This is a genomic window from Pseudomonas sp. LY-1, assembly GCF_053502595.1.
Genome location: NZ_CP094353.1, coordinates 5395624 through 5414569, shown reverse-complemented (window position 1 = coordinate 5414569; position 18946 = coordinate 5395624). Strand labels below are relative to the sequence as shown.

11 protein-coding genes and 1 pseudogene are annotated in these 18946 nt (G+C 60.6%); 8 read left to right on the top strand and 4 right to left on the bottom strand.

Annotated elements, in window-relative coordinates:
* Window positions 1-426 precede the first annotated feature (426 nt).
* The 3 genes and pseudogenes from MOQ67_RS24740 to MOQ67_RS24730 form a co-directional block, all read right to left on the bottom strand.
* Window positions 427-972, bottom strand: a pseudogene (locus tag MOQ67_RS24740) (transposase); the annotation flags it as partial.
* 225 nt (window positions 973-1197) lie between these two features.
* Window positions 1198-2448 carry a ribonucleotide-diphosphate reductase subunit beta gene (locus MOQ67_RS24735; protein ID WP_253398284.1) on the bottom strand — a complete coding sequence of 417 codons (1251 nt, stop codon included), beginning with the start codon at window positions 2446-2448 and terminating at the stop codon, window positions 1198-1200.
* A 522-nt stretch (window positions 2449-2970) separates the two neighbouring features.
* A complete protein-coding gene (locus tag MOQ67_RS24730; RefSeq protein WP_247402121.1) occupies window positions 2971-3240 on the bottom strand; it encodes a DUF2790 domain-containing protein in 270 nt (89 codons plus the stop codon).
* Between the two features lie 394 nt (window positions 3241-3634).
* On the opposite strand from MOQ67_RS24730, the gene acs reads away from it, so the two are divergent.
* The 7 genes from acs to argR all read left to right on the top strand — a co-directional run bounded on the left by acs (window position 3635) and on the right by argR (window position 11439).
* A complete protein-coding gene (gene acs / locus MOQ67_RS24725; protein WP_253398282.1) occupies window positions 3635-5590 on the top strand; it encodes an acetate--CoA ligase in 1956 nt (651 codons plus the stop codon).
* A gap of 568 nt (window positions 5591-6158) precedes the next feature.
* Complete coding sequence (locus MOQ67_RS24720; RefSeq protein WP_247402124.1) at window positions 6159-6944, top strand: ABC transporter substrate-binding protein; 786 nt, start codon at window positions 6159-6161, stop codon at window positions 6942-6944.
* A 91-nt stretch (window positions 6945-7035) separates the two neighbouring features.
* The gene (locus MOQ67_RS24715) at window positions 7036-7725 is read left to right on the top strand and encodes an ABC transporter permease (RefSeq protein WP_010566615.1); all 690 of its coding nucleotides are present in this window, start codon (window positions 7036-7038) and stop codon (window positions 7723-7725) included.
* Window positions 7722-8420 (top strand): ABC transporter permease, encoded by a 699-nt coding sequence (locus tag MOQ67_RS24710; protein ID WP_247402126.1) that lies wholly within the window; start codon window positions 7722-7724, stop codon window positions 8418-8420. Before MOQ67_RS24715 ends, MOQ67_RS24710 begins: the two co-directional genes overlap by 4 nt.
* A gap of 1 nt (window position 8421) precedes the next feature.
* Entirely contained in the window at window positions 8422-9534 is a 1113-nt protein-coding gene (locus tag MOQ67_RS24705) for a succinylglutamate desuccinylase/aspartoacylase family protein (protein ID WP_448675649.1), read from the top strand.
* A gap of 27 nt (window positions 9535-9561) precedes the next feature.
* Complete coding sequence (locus MOQ67_RS24700; protein ID WP_247402131.1) at window positions 9562-10326, top strand: ABC transporter ATP-binding protein; 765 nt, start codon at window positions 9562-9564, stop codon at window positions 10324-10326.
* Between the two features lie 132 nt (window positions 10327-10458).
* On the top strand, window positions 10459-11439 hold the full coding sequence (argR, locus tag MOQ67_RS24695) for a transcriptional regulator ArgR (RefSeq protein WP_253398278.1): 981 nt from the start codon (window positions 10459-10461) through the stop codon (window positions 11437-11439).
* Window positions 11440-11454: 15 nt separating this feature from the next.
* On the opposite strand, the gene MOQ67_RS24690 is transcribed toward argR, so the two are convergent.
* Complete coding sequence (locus MOQ67_RS24690; RefSeq protein WP_448675648.1) at window positions 11455-17376, bottom strand: dermonecrotic toxin domain-containing protein; 5922 nt, start codon at window positions 17374-17376, stop codon at window positions 11455-11457.
* Between the two features lie 309 nt (window positions 17377-17685).
* Here MOQ67_RS24690 and MOQ67_RS24685 point away from each other — a divergent pair, with 309 nt between their 5' ends.
* Window positions 17686-18906, top strand: a complete 1221-nt coding sequence (locus tag MOQ67_RS24685; protein ID WP_253398274.1) for an aspartate aminotransferase family protein — start codon at window positions 17686-17688, stop codon at window positions 18904-18906.
* The last annotated feature ends 40 nt before the right edge of the window (window positions 18907-18946 follow it).

The window sequence follows — 18946 nt, the reverse complement described above, 5'->3', positions numbered from 1 at the left end:
TGTACCTGTAATTAAGCGATGTGTAGGGGGGCGACGCAAGAGAGAGCTAATCATGGCATTTCCTTATGCTTTTTAATTATGACTAAGCTAAGTCTTCTCAACACATGCATCACGTGCTTCGAATTGCGGCAGCGCTGAAATCCTTGTGTCGACAAAATATTTCTAACCAAATTTTTTTCGTGAGTCAACACCGAAATTACGACAGCGGCGATACCGCCTGGTTACCCAAACATATGTAAGAAAAAAATCCCGATGGATCAGGCGGTTATAGCTCGCTGCGACGGAACATTACGCAGAACCTACTTTGCTGATAAGGGTATTTGAGAGGCATGCCCTCTATATCCCACGAGCGCCCAATCTGACCGTTCGGGTAGCTGGCTAGATCAACCGTCAGCCGGAACGACTCGGAAAGCGCTTCTGCTCGAGCTGGCGCCAGTCCACCGTTGAATTGATGTCGCCGCACCACACCTGATTGGGGCCGAGACATTCAACTCCCGATTCAAGAGTTCGGGATATCCAACTGTTCAACCGTCGCTCGTTTACAGGCATGAGAACCTGGCTGTTTTCTGACGAGATCAAGCTCACGCATTAAGTTGCGCACTTTGAATCGACTGTATTGCTTACCATTGTCACGCATCTACGAGAGAATGCTACGGCTGCCGGCAGCGCAGCGACTTTGTGAAAAAACTCGCTCACCCGGCTGCGCAATCGAAGCCGTTCAACATCAGGCGTTCGGCGTTCAATCAAAGCTCGTGATCTTCTGACATCAAGAGCGCGGTAGCTTTTTTAATATCGATTTTCCCGTTCAAGGCGGGCGATCCGGGCCTCAAGGGCCTGAATTTTTTGCTGTTCCGGGGGCAGCGCTTTGCTTGGCGGGGTGACACCTTGGCGTTCTGTCTGAACCTGGTCAACCCAACGGCGCAGGGCCGACTCACCGACGCCAAGTGAACGACTGGCCTCGATGTCGCTGTAAAATGCAAACACTCCACCTGGCTCGCTCTGACTTCGTGTCAATATGCTGGTGTTACCATTCCGACCAGAGGCCTGCAGATAGTTGATGCAACTTAATCCGGAGTCGGCGCTGCGTTGCGGCTATTTCTATTAGATCCCTATCGCAATCCGAAAGCCTGAAAAAATCAGGCTTTGCCAAATCGGAAGTTAAAGTGTCAAGTCATCGCGACAAGTGGGGTTCAGGAATCAATCCCAGCTCAACGCACCGCCAGTCTGATACTCGATCACACGAGTCTCGAAGAAATTCTTCTCTTTCTTCAAATCCATAATCTCGCTCATCCACGGGAACGGGTTGGTCGTCCCTGGATACTCTTCCTTCAAGCCAATCTGCGACAGACGACGATTAGCGATGAACTTGAGGTAGTCCTCCATCATCGCCGCATTCATGCCGAGTACACCGCGTGGCATGGTGTCGCGGGCGTATTCGATCTCCAGTTGCGTCCCTTGCAGGATCATCTGGGTCGCTTCTTCTTTCATCTCGGCGTCCCACAGGTGTGGGTTTTCGATTTTGATCTGGTTGATCACGTCGATCCCGAAGTTCAGGTGCATCGACTCATCGCGCAGGATGTACTGGAACTGCTCGGCCACGCCGGTCATTTTGTTGCGGCGGCCCATGGACAGGATCTGGGTGAAGCCGCAATAAAAGAAGATGCCTTCCAGTACGCAGTAGTAGGCGACCAGGTTGCGCAGCAGTTCCTTGTCGGTGTCGACGGTGCCGGTTTCGAATTTCGGATCGGAGATCGAGCGCGTGTATTTCAGGCCCCAGGCGGCTTTTTTCGCGACCGATGGGATCTCGTGGTACATGTTGAAGATCTCGCCTTCATCCATCGCCAGCGATTCGATGCAGTACTGGTAGGCGTGGGTGTGGATCGCTTCTTCGAAGGCCTGGCGCAGGATGTACTGGCGGCACTCCGGGTTGGTGATCAGGCGGTACACGGCCAGGACCAGGTTGTTGGCGACCAGCGAGTCGGCGGTGGAGAAGAAGCCGAGGTTGCGCATGACGATGCGGCGCTCGTCGTCGGTCAGGCCATCGGGGTCTTTCCACAGGGCGATGTCGGCGGTCATGTTGACCTCTTGCGGCATCCAGTGGTTGGCGCAGCCGTCGAGGTATTTCTGCCAGGCCCAGTCGTACTTGAAGGGCACGAGTTGGTTGAGGTCGGCGCGGCAGTTGATCATGCGCTTTTCGTCAACGGCGACACGGGCGGAGGCGCCTTCGAGCTCGGCGAGGCCTTCGGCGATGTCGAGTTTGTCGAGAGCGGCCTTGGCGCGGATGATCGCGGCGGAGTCGTTGGCGGTGACGGCGCGGGCTTCGATGGCAGCGGCGGCGCCGGCACCGTCGAGGCGGTCCATGTTGGCTTCGGTGGCGTGGCCGGCGTTGGCGCCTTTGGTGGCTACTTCGCCGTCTTCTTCTTTGTCGAATTCGTCCCAGCTCAGCATGACGTGTCGTCTCCTGCGTGAGGGCTCAAAGGTGCCCGTGTGAAACCGGATGGTTGGGGGTTCACACGGCCCTCGGGCCGCGGTGGATCTTAAGGAATCGTTTGTTGCAACAGCTAGCGCAGGCATTAAACGCAATGGGGTAACGGGTGCTCTGCGTGAGGCTGAGGGGCGGAGCGATAGATGCATGCTCCTGCGGAGGCCTCAGGTCTGGCTCTTCATCCCCATGTAAAGGGATATTGCAGGCCCGATTTACCCGCGCATTATAGGGAAAAAATCGGCTTTGTGTTGCTGCGCATGCGCTTGGACCGTAGACAAAAAGCCTGGTATTTGAGCCAGCGTGAGGGTTTACAGGGGTTTGGTGCAGGAGGATTTTTTTGACGGACGGTGGGCTATTTATAGCGAGGGGCAAACGAGGGGGTTTTGAGAGGAGGGAAGGTGTGGTGGGTGTGAGGCCGGTTCTTGGCCGCAAGAGCAATTTCTTGCGGCAAATAAGATCACCGTCAGTGTGAGCTAACGAAGTTGTTACCCGTTAGAGCAACCGTTACCCATCACGTGATAGTTAAGAATGTGGCGCTGACCTTTGGAATCTTCATATTCCATTTTTGCCGGGACTACTTCACATACATCTGGAATGCTGCTCATGGACACTACTTTGGCGATGTCCAAGTGAGTGCTGTAGGTATAGTCCTCAACAATCGGGGCTTTCTGGCCGGCTACGTCAGTCGGGGCTTCCTCGGCCAGAGCGGCGGTGGCGCACAAGCTGCTGAGGGCCATAACTAATAAAGCTTTCATTTCTCTATTTACCTTCTTTAGGGCGAAAGGGGCCACGGGGCCTTTTGGAGGCCACGTGTGTAACTTAGGGTTGTTTAGTTCGGATTAACGTGCCTTCGTGGGGGCTGTTACGGTGTTAATCAGGTTGCCTTGTTGGCGAAATCGATTTTAGGCCTGCGGGTTATATTCATATACCCGTGCTTTTGATAAACACTATTGGTGGTTTTTGTAACAATCCCTCGCTGAAGGTTTTTTACGTGCCCGCCAGGCGTTGCAGGCTGCGGGCCAGAGGGGTAAAAGGGATATCAGGGCAATTTGTAGGGTCTTGTTACTACCATCGTCGAATGGTTCTATAGGCTCACCCCGGCTACAACTGGGGTCATACAAAAACAACTATATCACCGAGGTAAGAAAGATGAGTGCGGCTTCCCTGTACCCCGTTCGCCCCGAAACAGTAGCCAATACGCTGACTGACGAGGCGACCTACAAGGCCATGTACCAGCAGTCGGTGGTCAATCCCGATGGTTTCTGGCGTGAGCAAGCCAAGCGTCTGGACTGGATCAAACCTTTCACCACGGTAAAGCAGACATCTTTCGACGATCACCATGTCGACATCAAGTGGTTTGCCGATGGCACCCTGAACGTTTCCTACAACTGCCTGGACCGTCACCTCGCCGAGCGCGGCGACCAGGCGGCGATCATCTGGGAGGGTGATGACCCTGCCGAAAGCCGCACCATCACCTATCGCGAGTTGCACGAACAAGTCTGCAAACTCGCCAACGCCCTGCGTGGCCAGGACATACACCGCGGCGACGTGGTGACTATTTATATGCCGATGATCCCCGAAGCTGCGGTCGCCATGCTGGCCTGTGCCCGCATCGGTGCGATCCACTCGGTGGTGTTTGGCGGTTTCTCGCCGGAGGCCTTGGCCGGTCGCATCATCGACTGTAAGTCGAAAGTGGTGATCACCGCCGACGAAGGTGTGCGCGCCGGTAAGAAGATTCCGTTGAAGGCCAACGTCGACGACGCTCTGACCAACCCGGAAACCAACAGCGTCCAGAAAGTCATCGTGTGCAAGCGCACCAGTGGCAGCATCAAGTGGAACCAGCATCGCGACATCTGGTACGAAGACCTGATGAAAGTGGCGGGCACCGTGTGCGCGCCGAAAGAGATGGGCGCCGAAGAAGCGCTGTTCATCCTTTATACCTCCGGCTCCACCGGCAAGCCTAAAGGCGTGCAGCACACCACTGGCGGCTACTTGTTGTATGCGGCCCTGACCCATGAGCGCGTATTCGACTACCGTCCGGGCGAAATCTTCTGGTGTACCGCTGACGTCGGCTGGATCACCGGCCACACCTATATCGTCTACGGGCCACTGGCCAATGGCGCGACCACGCTGATGTTCGAAGGCGTGCCTAACTACCCGGACATCACTCGGGTGGGCAAGATCGTCGACAAGCACAAGGTCAATGTTCTCTACACCGCGCCGACGGCGATCCGCGCGATGATGGCTTCCGGCACCGCCGCCTGCGAAGGGGTTGATGGCAGCAGCTTGCGCCTACTGGGTTCGGTGGGTGAGCCGATCAACCCGGAAGCGTGGGACTGGTACTACAAGAACGTCGGCCAATCCCGTTGCCCGATCGTCGATACCTGGTGGCAGACCGAGACCGGTGCCACCCTGATGAGCCCGCTGCCGGGTGCTCATGCGCTCAAGCCGGGTTCGGCGGCACGGCCGTTCTTCGGCGTGGTGCCAGCGTTGGTGGACAACCTGGGCAACATCATCGAAGGCGCTGCCGAAGGCAACCTGGTGATTCTCGATTCGTGGCCAGGCCAGGCCCGTACCCTGTACGGCGACCATGACCGTTTCGTCGATACCTACTTCAAGACCTTCCGTGGCATGTACTTCACCGGTGACGGCGCCCGTCGCGATGAAGATGGCTACTGGTGGATCACTGGTCGTGTGGATGACGTGTTGAACGTGTCCGGCCACCGTATGGGCACCGCCGAGATCGAAAGTGCCATGGTCGCCCACCCTAAAGTCGCGGAAGCGGCGGTGGTGGGTGTGCCGCACGACATCAAGGGCCAGGGCATCTATGTCTATGTCACCCTGAAAAACGGCGAAGAGCCGACCGAAGCGCTGCGCCTGGAGCTGAAGAACTGGGTGCGTAAGGAAATCGGACCGATTGCCTCGCCGGATGTGATCCAGTGGGCGCCGGGCTTGCCGAAGACGCGGTCGGGGAAAATCATGCGGCGGATTCTGCGCAAGATTGCCACGGCTGAGTACGATGGCTTGGGCGATATCTCCACCCTGGCCGACCCGAGTGTGGTGGCGCATTTGATTGAAACGCACAAGACCATGAACGCCGCATAAGGCGGGTTGGTGGGACAGAGCCCCATTCGGCGTGAGCCGGGTGGGGCTTTTTTGTGGTCTCTCAAAACCACTGAAGATCCCACATGGGTCTACACAACCCGCAGTCCAATAAATATCGGTTTATCGCAGAGGACGTTTCTGAATGTTACCGATAGGCGCAAATGTGTAACCCTTCGCCCTAACATGAGGCAAAGTGCTACGGGCTTGCCCCGAAAAGCCGTGTTTTAGACGCCCCGGGATATTAGATTAAACGCCAGACTTGCCGTGCTAGAAGGGTTTGCGAATAATAGGCCCGCTATTTGCAGTATCAACAGGTTTAATATCTTTTGTCTCTGCATAAAAAACAGGGGCTGTCAATGTGCTGGAACTGCTTTCTCAGTGCTTCTGTAAATTGTTGTCGCATTGAGGAAATATCGGCTTCCGGCCTGTCGTTAGAATGCCCATCACTCGCTCGTCGTCGCCGCTGTTGAATCGGCGTAGGACGCAGCACCGCTATTCGGTTTCACTCAGTCGCATCGTGGGCCATGGCTCATACTGCTGTTTTGCCCTATACCGATGGAGTCCCAAGATGAAGAAACTCGTGCTGTTGGGCGCCCTGGCGCTGTCCGTGCTGTCCATGCAGGCTTTCGCTGAAGGCAAGCCTCTGAAAATTGGTATCGAAGCGGCTTACCCTCCGTTTGCCTCGAAGGCGCCGGATGGCAGTATCGTCGGTTTTGACTACGACATCGGCAACGCTCTGTGCGAAGAGATGAAGGTCAAGTGTACCTGGGTCGAGCAAGAGTTCGACGGCCTGATCCCCGCGCTGAAAGTGCGCAAGATCGACGCGATCCTGTCGTCCATGTCCATCACTGACGACCGCAAGAAGTCTGTGGACTTCACCAACCGCTACTACCTGACCCCGGCGCGCCTGGTGTTGAAGGAAGGCACGACTGTCAGCGACAGCCTGGATGAGTTGAAAGGCAAGAAGATCGGCGTGCAGCGCGGTTCGATCCACGACCGTTTTGCCAAGGAAGTACTGGCGCCTAAAGGTGCCACGGTGGTTCCTTACAGCTCGCAGAACGAAATCTACCTGGACGTGGAAGCCGGTCGCCTCGACGGCACCGTGGCTGACGCCACCCTGTTGCAGGAAGGTTTCCTCGATACGCCTGCCGGTAAAGGCTACGCGTTCACCGGCCCAGCCTTTACCGATAGCAAATACTTCGGCGATGGCATCGGTATCGCGGTACGTAAAGGCGACAAGGAAAACCTGGACCGCATCAACGCTGCGATCACTGCGATCCGTGCCAACGGCAAGTACAAGGCAATCCAGGACAAGTACTTCAACTTCGATATTTACGGCCCAGACGCCAAGTAAATCGTCGCAGCGGTCTGTCCAGAATGGCGCAAGCAACAGAATTCCTGAGGTTTGCGCCATTTTTTCATCCCCCTTTTCGAGGACCTGAATCATGTTGAAAGGCTACGGGGCCGTCATCCTCGATGGCGCATGGTTGACGCTTCAGCTCGCCTTGTCGTCCATGGCCTTGGCCATTGTTCTGGGTCTGATCGGGGTCGCGTTACGCCTGTCGCCGGTGCGCTGGCTGGCCTGGCTGGGTGACTTGTACTCCACGGTGATCCGTGGGATTCCCGACCTGGTGCTGATCCTGCTGATTTTCTACGGTGGTCAGGACCTGCTCAACCGCGTCGCGCCGATGCTTGGCTATGACGACTATATCGACTTGAACCCCTTGGCCGCCGGTATCGGCACCCTGGGTTTCATCTTTGGTGCCTACCTCTCGGAAACTTTCCGTGGCGCCTTCATGGCCATCCCCAAGGGCCAGGCTGAAGCCGGCCTGGCGTATGGCATGAGCCCTTTTCAGGTGTTTTTCCGGGTGATGGTGCCGCAGATGATTCGGCTGGCGATCCCCGGTTTCACCAACAACTGGCTGGTACTGACCAAGGCCACCGCGCTGATTTCGGTGGTGGGCCTGCAAGACATGATGTTCAAGGCCAAGCAGGCGGCGGATGCCACCCGCGAGCCTTTTACCTTCTTCCTCGCAGTGGCGGCGATGTACCTGGTGATTACCAGCGTGTCGTTGCTGGCCTTGCGTCATCTTGAGAAGCGCTACTCGGTAGGCGTAAGGGCGGCTGATCTATGATCTTCGACTACAACGTCATCTGGGAGGCCATGCCGCTGTACCTTGGCGGCTTGCTGACCACCCTGAAATTGCTGGCCATGTCGCTGTTTTTCGGCTTGCTCGCCGCCTTGCCGCTGGGCTTGATGCGTGTGTCCAAGCAGCCGGTCGTCAACGGTATCGCCTGGCTCTACACCTATGTGATCCGCGGCACGCCGATGCTGGTGCAGCTGTTCCTGATCTACTACGGCCTGGCCCAGTTCCAGGCGGTGCGCGAGAGCTTCCTGTGGCCGCTGTTGTCCAGCGCCACGTTCTGCGCGTGCCTGGCCTTTGCGATCAACACCAGCGCCTACACCGCCGAGATCATTGCCGGGAGCCTCAAGGCCACCCCCCATGGCGAGATCGAAGCGGCCAAGGCCATGGGCATGTCGCGCTACAAGCTGTACCGCCGCATCCTGCTGCCGTCGGCCTTGCGCCGTGCGCTGCCGCAGTACAGCAACGAAGTGATCATGATGCTGCAGACCACGAGCCTTGCATCCATCGTCACCCTGATCGACATCACCGGCGCCGCGCGCACGGTGAACGCCCAGTACTATTTGCCGTTCGAAGCCTATATCACCGCCGGCGCGTTCTACCTGTGCCTGACCTTTATCCTGGTGCGCCTGTTCAAGTTGGCCGAGCGCCGCTGGCTGAGCTACCTGGCTCCACGGAAGCACTGATATGGAACGTATCGATCACCTGTTGCCCTGGGGTCACCTGGGCTGCGAGCGCCAACTGAGCGTGTTCCGTTTCGGCAGCGGCGAGCGCAAGGCCTACATCCAGGCCAGCCTGCACGCCGATGAGCTGCCGGGGATGCGTGCCGCGTGGGAGCTGAAAAAGCGCCTGACTGAACTGGAACAGCAAGGCGCCCTCAACGGCGTGATCGAGCTGGTGCCGGTGGCCAACCCGATGGGCCTCGGCCAACTGCTGCAAGGCAGCCACCAGGGGCGTTTCGAGATTGGCAGCGGCAAGAATTTCAACCGCGATTTCGTCGAGTTGAGCGAGCCGGTGATCGCGCAACTGCACGGCAAGCTCGGCGATGATCCCCATGCCAACGTGCGCGTGATCCGCCAGGCAATGCGCGATACGTTCGACGCGTTGCCCGCGCCGGCCAGCCAGTTGCAAGGCATGCAGCGCGTGCTGCTGAGCCACGCCTGCAGCGCAGACATCGTCCTCGACCTGCACTGCGACGCCGAAGCCGCGCTGCACATGTACGCGCTGCCCCAGCATTGGCCGCAGTGGCGTTCGCTGTCGGCGCATTTGAATGTGAAAGTCGGCCTGCTGGCGGAAGACTCCGGCGGCAGCTCATTCGATGAAGCCTGCTCGCTGCCCTGGCTGCGTGTGTCGCGGGCGTTCCCCGAGGCGCAGATTCCGCTGGCATGCCTGGCGACCACCCTGGAACTGGGCGGCCAAGCCGATACCGGCCGCGATGAAGCGATCTTCCACGCCGAAGGCATCCTCGCGTTCCTCGCCGAACAGGGCCTGATTCACGGTGAGTGGCCGGCGCCACAGTACGAACCCTGCGAAGGGGTGCCCTTCGAAGGCACCGAATTGCTGTTTGCGCCCCATGCCGGTGTGATCAGTTACCTGCGTAAAGCCGGTGACTGGGTGGACGCCGGCGAACCGATTTTTGAAGTGATTGACCCTCTGGAAGACCGCGTGAGCATCATCTGCGCCGGCACTTCGGGGGTGTTGTTTGCCGTTGAACGGCTACGTTATGCCCAAGCGGGTTTCTGGCTGGCCAAGGTGGCGGGGCGCGAAGCGCTGCGTCACGGGCGCTTGCTCAACGACTGACCACCTGTTTTTGTGAGAACCGACCGCATGTACAAACTTGAAGTCCAAGACCTGCATAAACGCTATGGCAGTCATGAAGTGCTCAAAGGCGTGTCCCTGGCCGCCTCGGCCGGTGATGTGATCAGCATCATCGGTTCCAGTGGTTCGGGCAAAAGTACCTTTTTGCGCTGCATCAACCTGCTGGAGCAACCCCACGCCGGCAAGATCCTGCTCAATAACGAAGAGCTCAAACTGGTGGCCAACAAGGACGGCGCCCTGCGGGCCGCCGACCCGAAACAGCTGCAACGCATGCGTTCGCGCCTGTCCATGGTGTTCCAGCATTTCAACCTGTGGTCGCACATGACCGCACTGGAAAACGTGATGGAAGCCCCGGTGCATGTACTCGGCATGTCGAAAAAAGACGCACGGGAAAAGGCCGAGCACTACCTGGCCAAAGTCGGCGTGGGCCATCGTAAGGACGCGTTCCCGGGCCATATGTCCGGTGGCGAGCAACAGCGCGTGGCGATTGCCCGAGCGCTGGCGATGGAGCCGGAGGTGATGCTGTTCGACGAACCCACTTCGGCGCTGGACCCGGAGTTGGTCGGCGAAGTGCTCAAGGTCATGCAGGACCTGGCGCAGGAAGGCCGCACCATGGTGGTGGTGACCCACGAAATGGGCTTTGCCCGTGAAGTGTCCAACCAACTGGTGTTCCTGCACAAAGGCATCGTCGAAGAGCGCGGCAACCCGCGCGAAGTACTGGTCAATCCCCAGTCCGAGCGCCTTCAGCAGTTTCTTTCCGGCAGCTTGAAGTAGCCACTCCTTTTATGTGGGAGGGGGCAAGCCCCCTCCCACATTGGATGTTCATCGTTTTTGAGATTTGTGTTCATTTACGGGCTAGCATTGGCCCACGGCTTCTTTCACTGTTTTTGCTTCGGATAGCCCTCCATGACTGCCCATCGAATTGGTTTCCTGATTTGGCCCAGCACAAAAGCCCTGACGCTTGCGCTGGCTGAGGAGGCCTTGCGCGTTGCTCAGCGGGTGCACCCGGAGGTGGTCTACGAACTGTCGTTTCTGCAGGCCGAGCCGCAGACCGAAGGCGCCTGGCAACTGCCGGGCGGGCCATGGGCCGGCAAGCTGGAAGGTTTCCAGAAGCTGTTCCTGGTGGCCGACGAACCGCCCACCGTGATCGCTTCCCCGCTCAGCGCCGCGCTCAAGCAACTGGTGCGCGCCGGTTGCGTGGTCGGCGGTTTGTCGGCCGGTGTCTACCCGCTGGCCCAGCTCGGTTTGCTCGACGGCTACCGCGCCGCCGTCCATTGGCGCTGGCAAGACGATTTTGCCGAGCGTTTCCCCAAGGTTATCGCCACCAGCCATTTGTTCGACTGGGACCGCGATCGCCTGACCGCGTGTGGCGGCATGTCGGTACTCGACCTGTTGCTGGCGGTACTGGCCCGCGATCACGGCGCCGAGCTGGCCGGTGCGGTGTCCGAAGAACTGGTGGTAGAACGCATCCGCGAAGGCGGCGAGCGCCAGCGCATCCCCCTGCAAAACCGCCTGGGGTCCAGCCATCCGAAGCTGACCCAGGCCGTTCTGTTGATGGAAGCCAACATCGAAGAGCCGCTGACCACTGACGAAATCGCCCAGCACGTCTGCGTGTCGCGACGACAACTGGAGCGCATCTTCAAGCAGTACCTCAATCGCGTTCCCAGCCAGTATTACCTGGAACTGCGCCTGAACAAGGCCCGCCAGATGCTGATGCAAACCAGCAAATCGATCATCCAGATCGGCCTGTCCTGCGGCTTCTCCTCGGGGCCGCATTTCTCCAGCGCCTACCGCAATTTCTTTGGCGCCACCCCTCGCGAAGACCGCAACCAGCGGCGCAGCAGCAGCCCGTTCGAGCTGTCGTCGGTGCCGTCCGAGCGCGGCTGAGTGCCGGCTGGCGCGTTATTCCTCCATCGGCTCGGTCGAGTCGGGCCTGACCAGCGCAGTGCCGGTTGAATCCAGACGCGCCTCATCGACCGCCAGGTCATTGCCGGTTTGCAGGTAGTGCTGGCGCAGGTAGTTGAGGCTTGGCGCCGACCAGGGGTTGCCGCTGAAGTCCGATATGTCATCGAGGGGCGCGGCCATTTCCAGAAAGTCGGCGGGCAGTTCCTCGATCAGGTTGTCGCTTATGTCCAGGGTGCGCAGTTCAGGCAAGGCAAACACGCCGTGAGGCATTTCGCGCAGGTTGGTGTCGGGCAGGTACAGCGATTCCAGGTCGCTCAGGCGACTGACGTCCGGTGGCAGGTCCAGCGGGTTTTCGCTCAAATCCAGATACACCAGGCTCTTCATCTCGGCCAACGCACTGACACTCTGCGGCGTCAAGCGCACGGCAGCCTCGGTCAGGCTCAGGGTGGTCAACTCGGACAGCCTGAACAGTGAGGTCGGCAGCGTGCCCAGGCTGAATTTGGAAAGCGTCAGGCTACGTAGTTTCGGGAAGCACCGCAGGAACCCGTCGACCCCGGTGATGCTGCCTTCACCCTCGATTTCCAGGGACGACACGTGGTCAAACCGCGCGCGCAGTTCCGGCAGGTTGCCCAGGATGTTGGTTTCATACGCCAGCTTATGGGTGGGTTCGAGGCTGTCGTGGTCGTCGTCCAGTTCGCTTTCGCGGCGCCAGGCGTCTTCCAGGAAGGTTTTGAACGCCAGGCGGTTGAGCTGATCCTGCGCGCGCGTTTGTTCGTCCAGCGGCGCATCGAGGATCGGGTGGCGGGTCGGCACGTCCAGCATCCACAGTCGCAGGTCTTCGCACAGTGTTGTGTATTCGTCCTCCAGGCCTTTGAGGGCCGGCTCGGCCGCGTCCAGGTCGCCGGGCAATTCGAAGAAAAAGCGGTTGGCTTCGCCGTCGGTGAACGTGGGGTACAGCGCTTTGATCCGATCTCGCAGGGCGGCCGGCGCGTCGGCCTGGAAATGCCCGCCGATGTGCTGGCTGTAGTGTTTTATCTGCATCAGCGCCGCCCTCGAAAGCGGGTTGCGCGAGAGGTCGAAGGCGCCGGTGACGGTGTTGGGTAAACGGAACGCACTGGCGGGAATCTCGCTGATCAGGTTGTTGCTCAGGTTGACGTGCTGGCGCTCGACGGCGGTCAACAGGCGGTCGGGGATGGTTGTCAGGCTGGTGGCTTGCAGGTTGATGTTGGTCAGCCTGGGCAGTGAAGCGAAGTCCGGCAGCCGCCCCAGTGGGTTGTGGCTCAGGTCCAATTGCTCCAGGTGGTCCAGCATCGCCAGGGACGCGGCGCTCTCGGCTGACAGCGTGACTCGGCAGTGGGGCAGGCGCAGGGTCAACAGTTGCGGCAGGTCGAATACCGCAGCGGGGATATCGCCCAGCCCATACTGTTCGATGGACAGTTGGCTCAGTGTCGGGAACCCGCGGAAAAACAGTGACGACTGCAACGGGAACGGTTCCCCTGCGCCGAGCAGACGCAATGAAGAAACATGACTGAAGACGCTGTTGAGCGCGGGGAATTCTCCCGTGAACGGTAACGGGTTTTCCAGGGTGTACGTGGGAATGACCTGGGGGTGGCGCTCATCCAACGGGCTTTCCCGGCGCCAGCAGGCCTGCAGCGAGTGGCTGAATGCTTGGCGCCGCGCTTGCTCCTCGGGCGCCGCGGCCTGGCGCGTCCAGCTGTCGAGTCCGGCGGACAGTTGTGCGTAGTCCGCTTCCAGGCGGGCCAATTCGATCTGGCCCATTTCCAGGTTGCCCGGCAGGCCGAAAATGAAGCGGTTGACTTCGTTCACGCTGAAGTCCGGGAACAGCGCTTTGACGCGCTGGGTATCGACGTCTGACGCGTCGACTTCCCAATAGCGACCCGTGCGCTGGTAGTAGGCTTTGACCTGCTCCAGGCTCGCTCGCGACAAAGGGTTGCTGGACAGGTCGAGAGGGTTGCCGGTGTCTGCAGGCAGCTCGAACAGCGCCGCAGGCAGCTCGGTGATGCGGTTGTTGGACAGCACCGCCAGCTCCAGCGCCGCGCGGCTGAGCAGGCCGTCCGGCAGCGCCGAAATGCCGGTATGGGAGAGGTCCAGGTATTGCAGCTGTGGCATGTTGGCAACACTGGGCGTGAACCCCAGCGGGTTGTTGAACAGGTCCAGGGTGTGCAGCCGGTTCATGGTCGTCAGGGCATTCAGGTCCTCGGGCGTCAGGCGGATGCCGCAGTCGCTGAGAATCAAGGCGTTGAGATGAGGCAGGCTGCTCACGGCCGGCGGCAGATGGCCGAGTTGGGCATAGCTGATGCTCAGGTAACGCAGCCGGGGAAAGTTGCCCAGGAACGCGTCGACATTCAATGCGCGCTGGTCGCCAAGCAGTTCCAGGAAGGAGATGTGTTCGAAGTTGGCGCGCAGTGCCGGCAACTCACCATGGAGCGGGAAGGGCAGCCGGAGTTTCTGACCATTGCGGGCGGGTGGGTCGAAGTGGCGGTCTGCCTCGGTTTCGCGGCGCCAGCAGCGTAGGAGTTCACGCGAGAAGAGGTGGCGATTTTGCCGCACATCGACATACTCCTGGCGGCTCATATTCACCTCGCTGTGCGGGTAGCGCCCTGGCGTGGCGGCCTCCCAGGCGGCCAGGTCCTGGCCGAGCTGCAGGTACTCCTGGCGCAGCGCGGTGAGGATCGGCAAGGCCCCGCCCGGACGGCTGCCGAGGTCTTGCAGCAGTTCACCGATCTGTTCGTCGGTGTGCGCCGGAAACAGCTCGCGGGCCAACCCATGCAAATCCGGTTCGGCCGCTGGCGCTGCGGGTGCCGCTGCATAGTTGTCCAGGCCGAGCAGGCGCAGGTGCGTGCGTGTGTCGGTGGGCGGGCGGATCGCGTGGGCGCTGATCAGCGGGCGCGAGGCTTGGCGTTCCAACGCATGGCTGCGCAGCGCTTGGCGCAGGGCGGGACCTTGGCCGATGCGCAGGCCCAGGGCATCGCGCTCGGTGTCGGGCAGCGCCTGCAGGATGGCGCTGTACAGGTCGGTTTCCGCCGACAGCGGGCCCTGGCGGTCTTGCGGCGTGTAACGGCCTTCGGCGGAGCGCACCAGCACGCGTTTGATGCGCGCCTTCGGTTTGCCAACGGCATCGATCAGGTTATCGCTAGCGTCTCTGATTTCAATGCGTAGCTTTTTCCTGGCCCACCCCGGCAGGCGCTCCAGGGAATGCAAGGCCAGTCGATGGGTGCCCAGCGTGTCCGTCGAGTTCAGGTACAGCCCTTCGTAGGCCTGGGTGATCTGTGCTTCGTCGCGCAGGGTTTGAGCCAGCTGGTGCAGGCGCGGCGGGACTTTGCCTTGGTCGACTTCCTGCAGTTCCAGGCTGTTGGCGTGTTCCAGCACGGCATCGGCGGCGCTGAGCGGTAGGCCGGGCGTGTGCTCGCGCAGGACCCGCTGCCGAGGGTTGGTGGGGCTGTCGAGCCTTTGATAGCGCGCATCGAACAGTTCGCGCCGATGTGCCTGGGCCAGGCCCGCCAGCTTTTTCCTGAGTTTGAGCGCCTGATTGTGCAGGGAGGTGAGCGGGTCGCCGAAGGCTTCCCCGAGCAAGGTCTTGCGTTGCGCCTCGTCGAGGCTTTCCAGCAGGGTTTTCAGCAAGTCGCCGTTGCTGAGTTGGGCGTCGTGCAGTTGCACCACGCTGGCGTTGGGTTCGCCGGGCAGCTCCCACAGGGTTCGGCCCTGAGCATCCAAAAAGCGCAACGTCTTGGTTTTTGGCCACAGGCCCAGGTTGGCGAGCAGGTGCAGTTGGGTCTGCCCATCGGCCCGTGCGTAGATCGCCGGGTCGTCGCTGTTCATTTGCTCGACGAAGTCTTGCAGGGCCTGGTCGATCTTGAACCGTTGCAGCGTATCGGTCAGCAGCGGCGGCGGTGTGTGGCGATTGAGGTACAGGCTGCGTAGCGCGCCGTCGTCGGTGGCGCTGATGCGCTGCGCTGTCGTCAACTGATCGTTACTGAGGCCTTGGGTGTGAGGGCCTTGGCGTTTCATCAGGGTGAGGCTGTCCCAGCTCAGCGGGTTGTCCAGTTCGGTCAGCCAGGCGCCCTTGCCGTTGCTCCTCAGGGGCGGGCGGTAGGCGTTGGTGCGCGTGGGATGCTGCAGGTAGGGCTGTTGCGTGACGGGATCGGTCTGGACCACGAACGGTTGGTCCGCGAGCTTGAGGATCTGCGTGCCATTGTGGGCGTGCAGGCCCTCCGCGTTTGGGTAGGCATGCGGCGCCAGTTGCAGGTCGTGGGCGTAGGGCGTCAGGTCGGGCTTCCACAGGCGCGCCTTGCCATCGGGCAGCGTCACCGGCTTGAGCCTTTCGAAAAAACGCAGTGTTTCGGCGGGCAGCAATGCGCGCAGCGCGCCGCTGGCCAGGGGCGCTCCGGCGATGAACAGGCCCAATTGCAAGCCTTGCTCCACGAATGACAATAGGTGCTTGAAGGCTTCGCTCACGTCGCCCACGGCCCAGTCGACGATCCACTCGAAGGCATCATCGAGCATCTGGTAGGCACTGTAGCCGAGCATCAACAGGCCGACCGGGGGCACGAAGGGCGCGGCCACGAACGCGGCGATCTGCAGCAGCGTCGAGGCGATCTTGCGCACGATGTCCCAGCGTTCCCAGCGCGCTTTCTGATCGGCGCTGGCGGTGGACACGGCGAGGCTGCGGGCATCGTTGAATACCTTGCTGAGTTTGCGCTGGAACAGGTGGCTGAACAGGTCGCCGCTGATGGCGGTCGCTTGGAACGCCAGGTGCGGCTGGTCGATCGGTGTTTCGCGCCAGGACGGCAAGGGATCGCCGCGTGTATGCGGGTGCCAGCGGACGTTGGACAGCCTGCGATTGAGGTCGGCGAAGAACGGGCCGCGCTCTGCGTGATTGACGAAGCGGCTGAAGAACTGCTGGTACTCGGCGCTGCGCAGGTTGTTCCCGAGGGCGGTCATGAAGGCGACGAGCGTGGGGTACTGTTTGAGCGGGGCGTATGGGTCGTCCGGGATGTAGGCGATGACGCCGACCGGGTGGCGGCTGCCGATGTTCTCGGCGAACAGCACGATGCCGGTGAGGGTGCTCGACATGATCGTCAGGTCATAACACAGCAGCGGGTAGCAGGTGCTGCGGCTGTCGTCGGTGTTGAGCAGGCGTTGCAGCAGCGTGAAGGACTGATCGTCGCGCAGGTCCTTTTTCATTCGCGCCATGTGCAGCGCGACGCTCAAGTCCGCCGCCTGGCTGTGCTTGAGCTTGCCTTGCAGGCGCGCGGCGGCCACCGGGTTGTTGAAGTCGAAGTACTGCTCAAGGTAGCGCTGGTATTGGCCGCCGATGTCCAGTTCGCGGCACAGCGCGGTGAACTGCGCGATGCTGATCTGCGCGTCGACGGCCCGCAGGGGCTCGAATTGCCCGCTGCTCGTGGGTGGGGTGATGAAGCCGGAGTGCGCTTCATAGTGTTCGTTGGCTTCGAAGTTGTGCAGGGCCGCCTCGAGCAGTGAGACGGTCCACGTCCTTGCGGCCCCAGTGCGCACGGGAAACCACGGGATGGTCTGCGCAATATAGAGCCGCAGATAGGTGGTCCTGACATCCAACTCGATACCGAACCGTTGCTTGAGCCGCTGTTGCAGCAGCGGCGCGCCGAAGTCTTGCGGCGATTTCAGGTTGGCCATCGCCTGGTCGACCTGGTTTTGTGCGAGCCAGGCGCTATTGACCTGGTTTTTCAGGGTGTCGTGGTCCTGGGCGGAGGCGCTTTTGTACCAGGCCGGGATGGCTGGCTGCACGTTGCTCAGTGCGGCGCGCTTGGCGGCGGAGGTGGTGGGCAGCCAGGCGGGTACGGCTTGCTCGAGGATATCCATGTGCAGGTCGCGGTAGGTCGACAGGTCTGCGAGTTGGATGGGCGGGGTGGGTTGAGTCACAGGGAAACGCCTTTGCATGATGAACAGGCGTATCAGCAAAACAACATCGGGCGGCCGACGGGGGGTAGATAGATAGCAGGCCGCCAACCAAGTTATGGCTATCCTGCTTGACCACCTGCCGCTGTGACCCGCGAGCGTTTAAACTGCGCCATTGCGATGCTATTTGTCGCATTGGCGTAAACCCGCCAAAATCGCGGGTTGGCGCTATAAGAAGTTGTCGCTTGGCGGCAAGGCCGCACTGAAAACTGTCCTTACAATCCCTGCATCGCCCGCCAGTTCCAGGCAGGCGTTCCTCTTCAGGAGACTCCGATGTCCGTTGAGCAAGCCCCGGTGCAACGTGCCGATTTCGACCAGGTCATGGTGCCCAACTACGCACCTGCCGCATTCATCCCCGTGCGCGGCGCAGGTTCGCGCGTGTGGGACCAGGCGGGTCGCGAGCTGATCGACTTTGCCGGCGGCATCGCGGTCAACGTATTGGGCCATGCCCACCCGGTACTGGTCGGTGCCTTGACCGAACAGGCCAACAAGCTGTGGCACGTTTCCAACGTCTTCACCAATGAGCCGGCCCTGCGCCTGGCCCACAAGCTGATCGACGCCACCTTTGCCGAGCGTGTGTTCTTCTGCAACTCCGGCGCCGAAGCCAACGAGGCCGCGTTCAAGCTGGCCCGTCGCGTGGCGTTCGACCGCTTCGGCAGCGAGAAATACGAGATCATCGCCGCCCTCAACAGCTTCCACGGCCGCACCCTGTTCACCGTCAACGTCGGTGGCCAGTCGAAGTACTCCGACGGTTTCGGGCCTAAGATCACCGGCATCACCCACGTGCCGTTCAACGACCTGGCCGCGCTGAAAGCCGCCGTGTCGGACAAGACCTGCGCCGTGGTGCTGGAACCGATCCAGGGCGAGGGCGGCGTACTGCCGGCCGAGTTGGCCTACCTGCAAGGCGCCCGCGAACTGTGCGACGCCCACGACGCGCTGCTGGTGTTCGACGAAGTGCAGACCGGCATGGGCCGCAGCGGCCACCTGTTCGCCTACCAGCACTACGGTGTGGTGCCGGACATCCTCACCAGCGCCAAGAGCCTGGGCGGCGGTTTCCCGATTGCCGCCATGCTCACCACGGAGGCGCTGGCCAAGCACCTGGTGGTCGGCACCCACGGCACCACCTACGGCGGCAACCCGCTGGCGTGCGCGGTGGCGGGGGCGGTGTTCGACGTGATCAACACGCCTGAAGTGCTGGCCGGCGTCAACGCCAAGCACGACCTGTTCAAGGCCCGCCTGGAACAGATCGGCAAACAATACGGGATCTTCAGCGAAGTGCGTGGCCTGGGCCTGCTGCTCGGTTGCGTGTTGAGCGACGCCTGGAAAGGCAAGGCCAAGGACGTGTTCAACGCGGCCGAGAAAGAAAACCTGATGATCCTGCAAGCCGGCCCCGACGTGGTGCGTTTCGCGCCGAGCCTGGTGGTGGAGGATGCGGACATCAATGAAGGTCTGGACCGTTTTGAGCGTGCTGTTAAAACACTGACCCAAGCCTGATACACATTTATCTGCCGGACTGGGTCAAATGTGGGAGGGG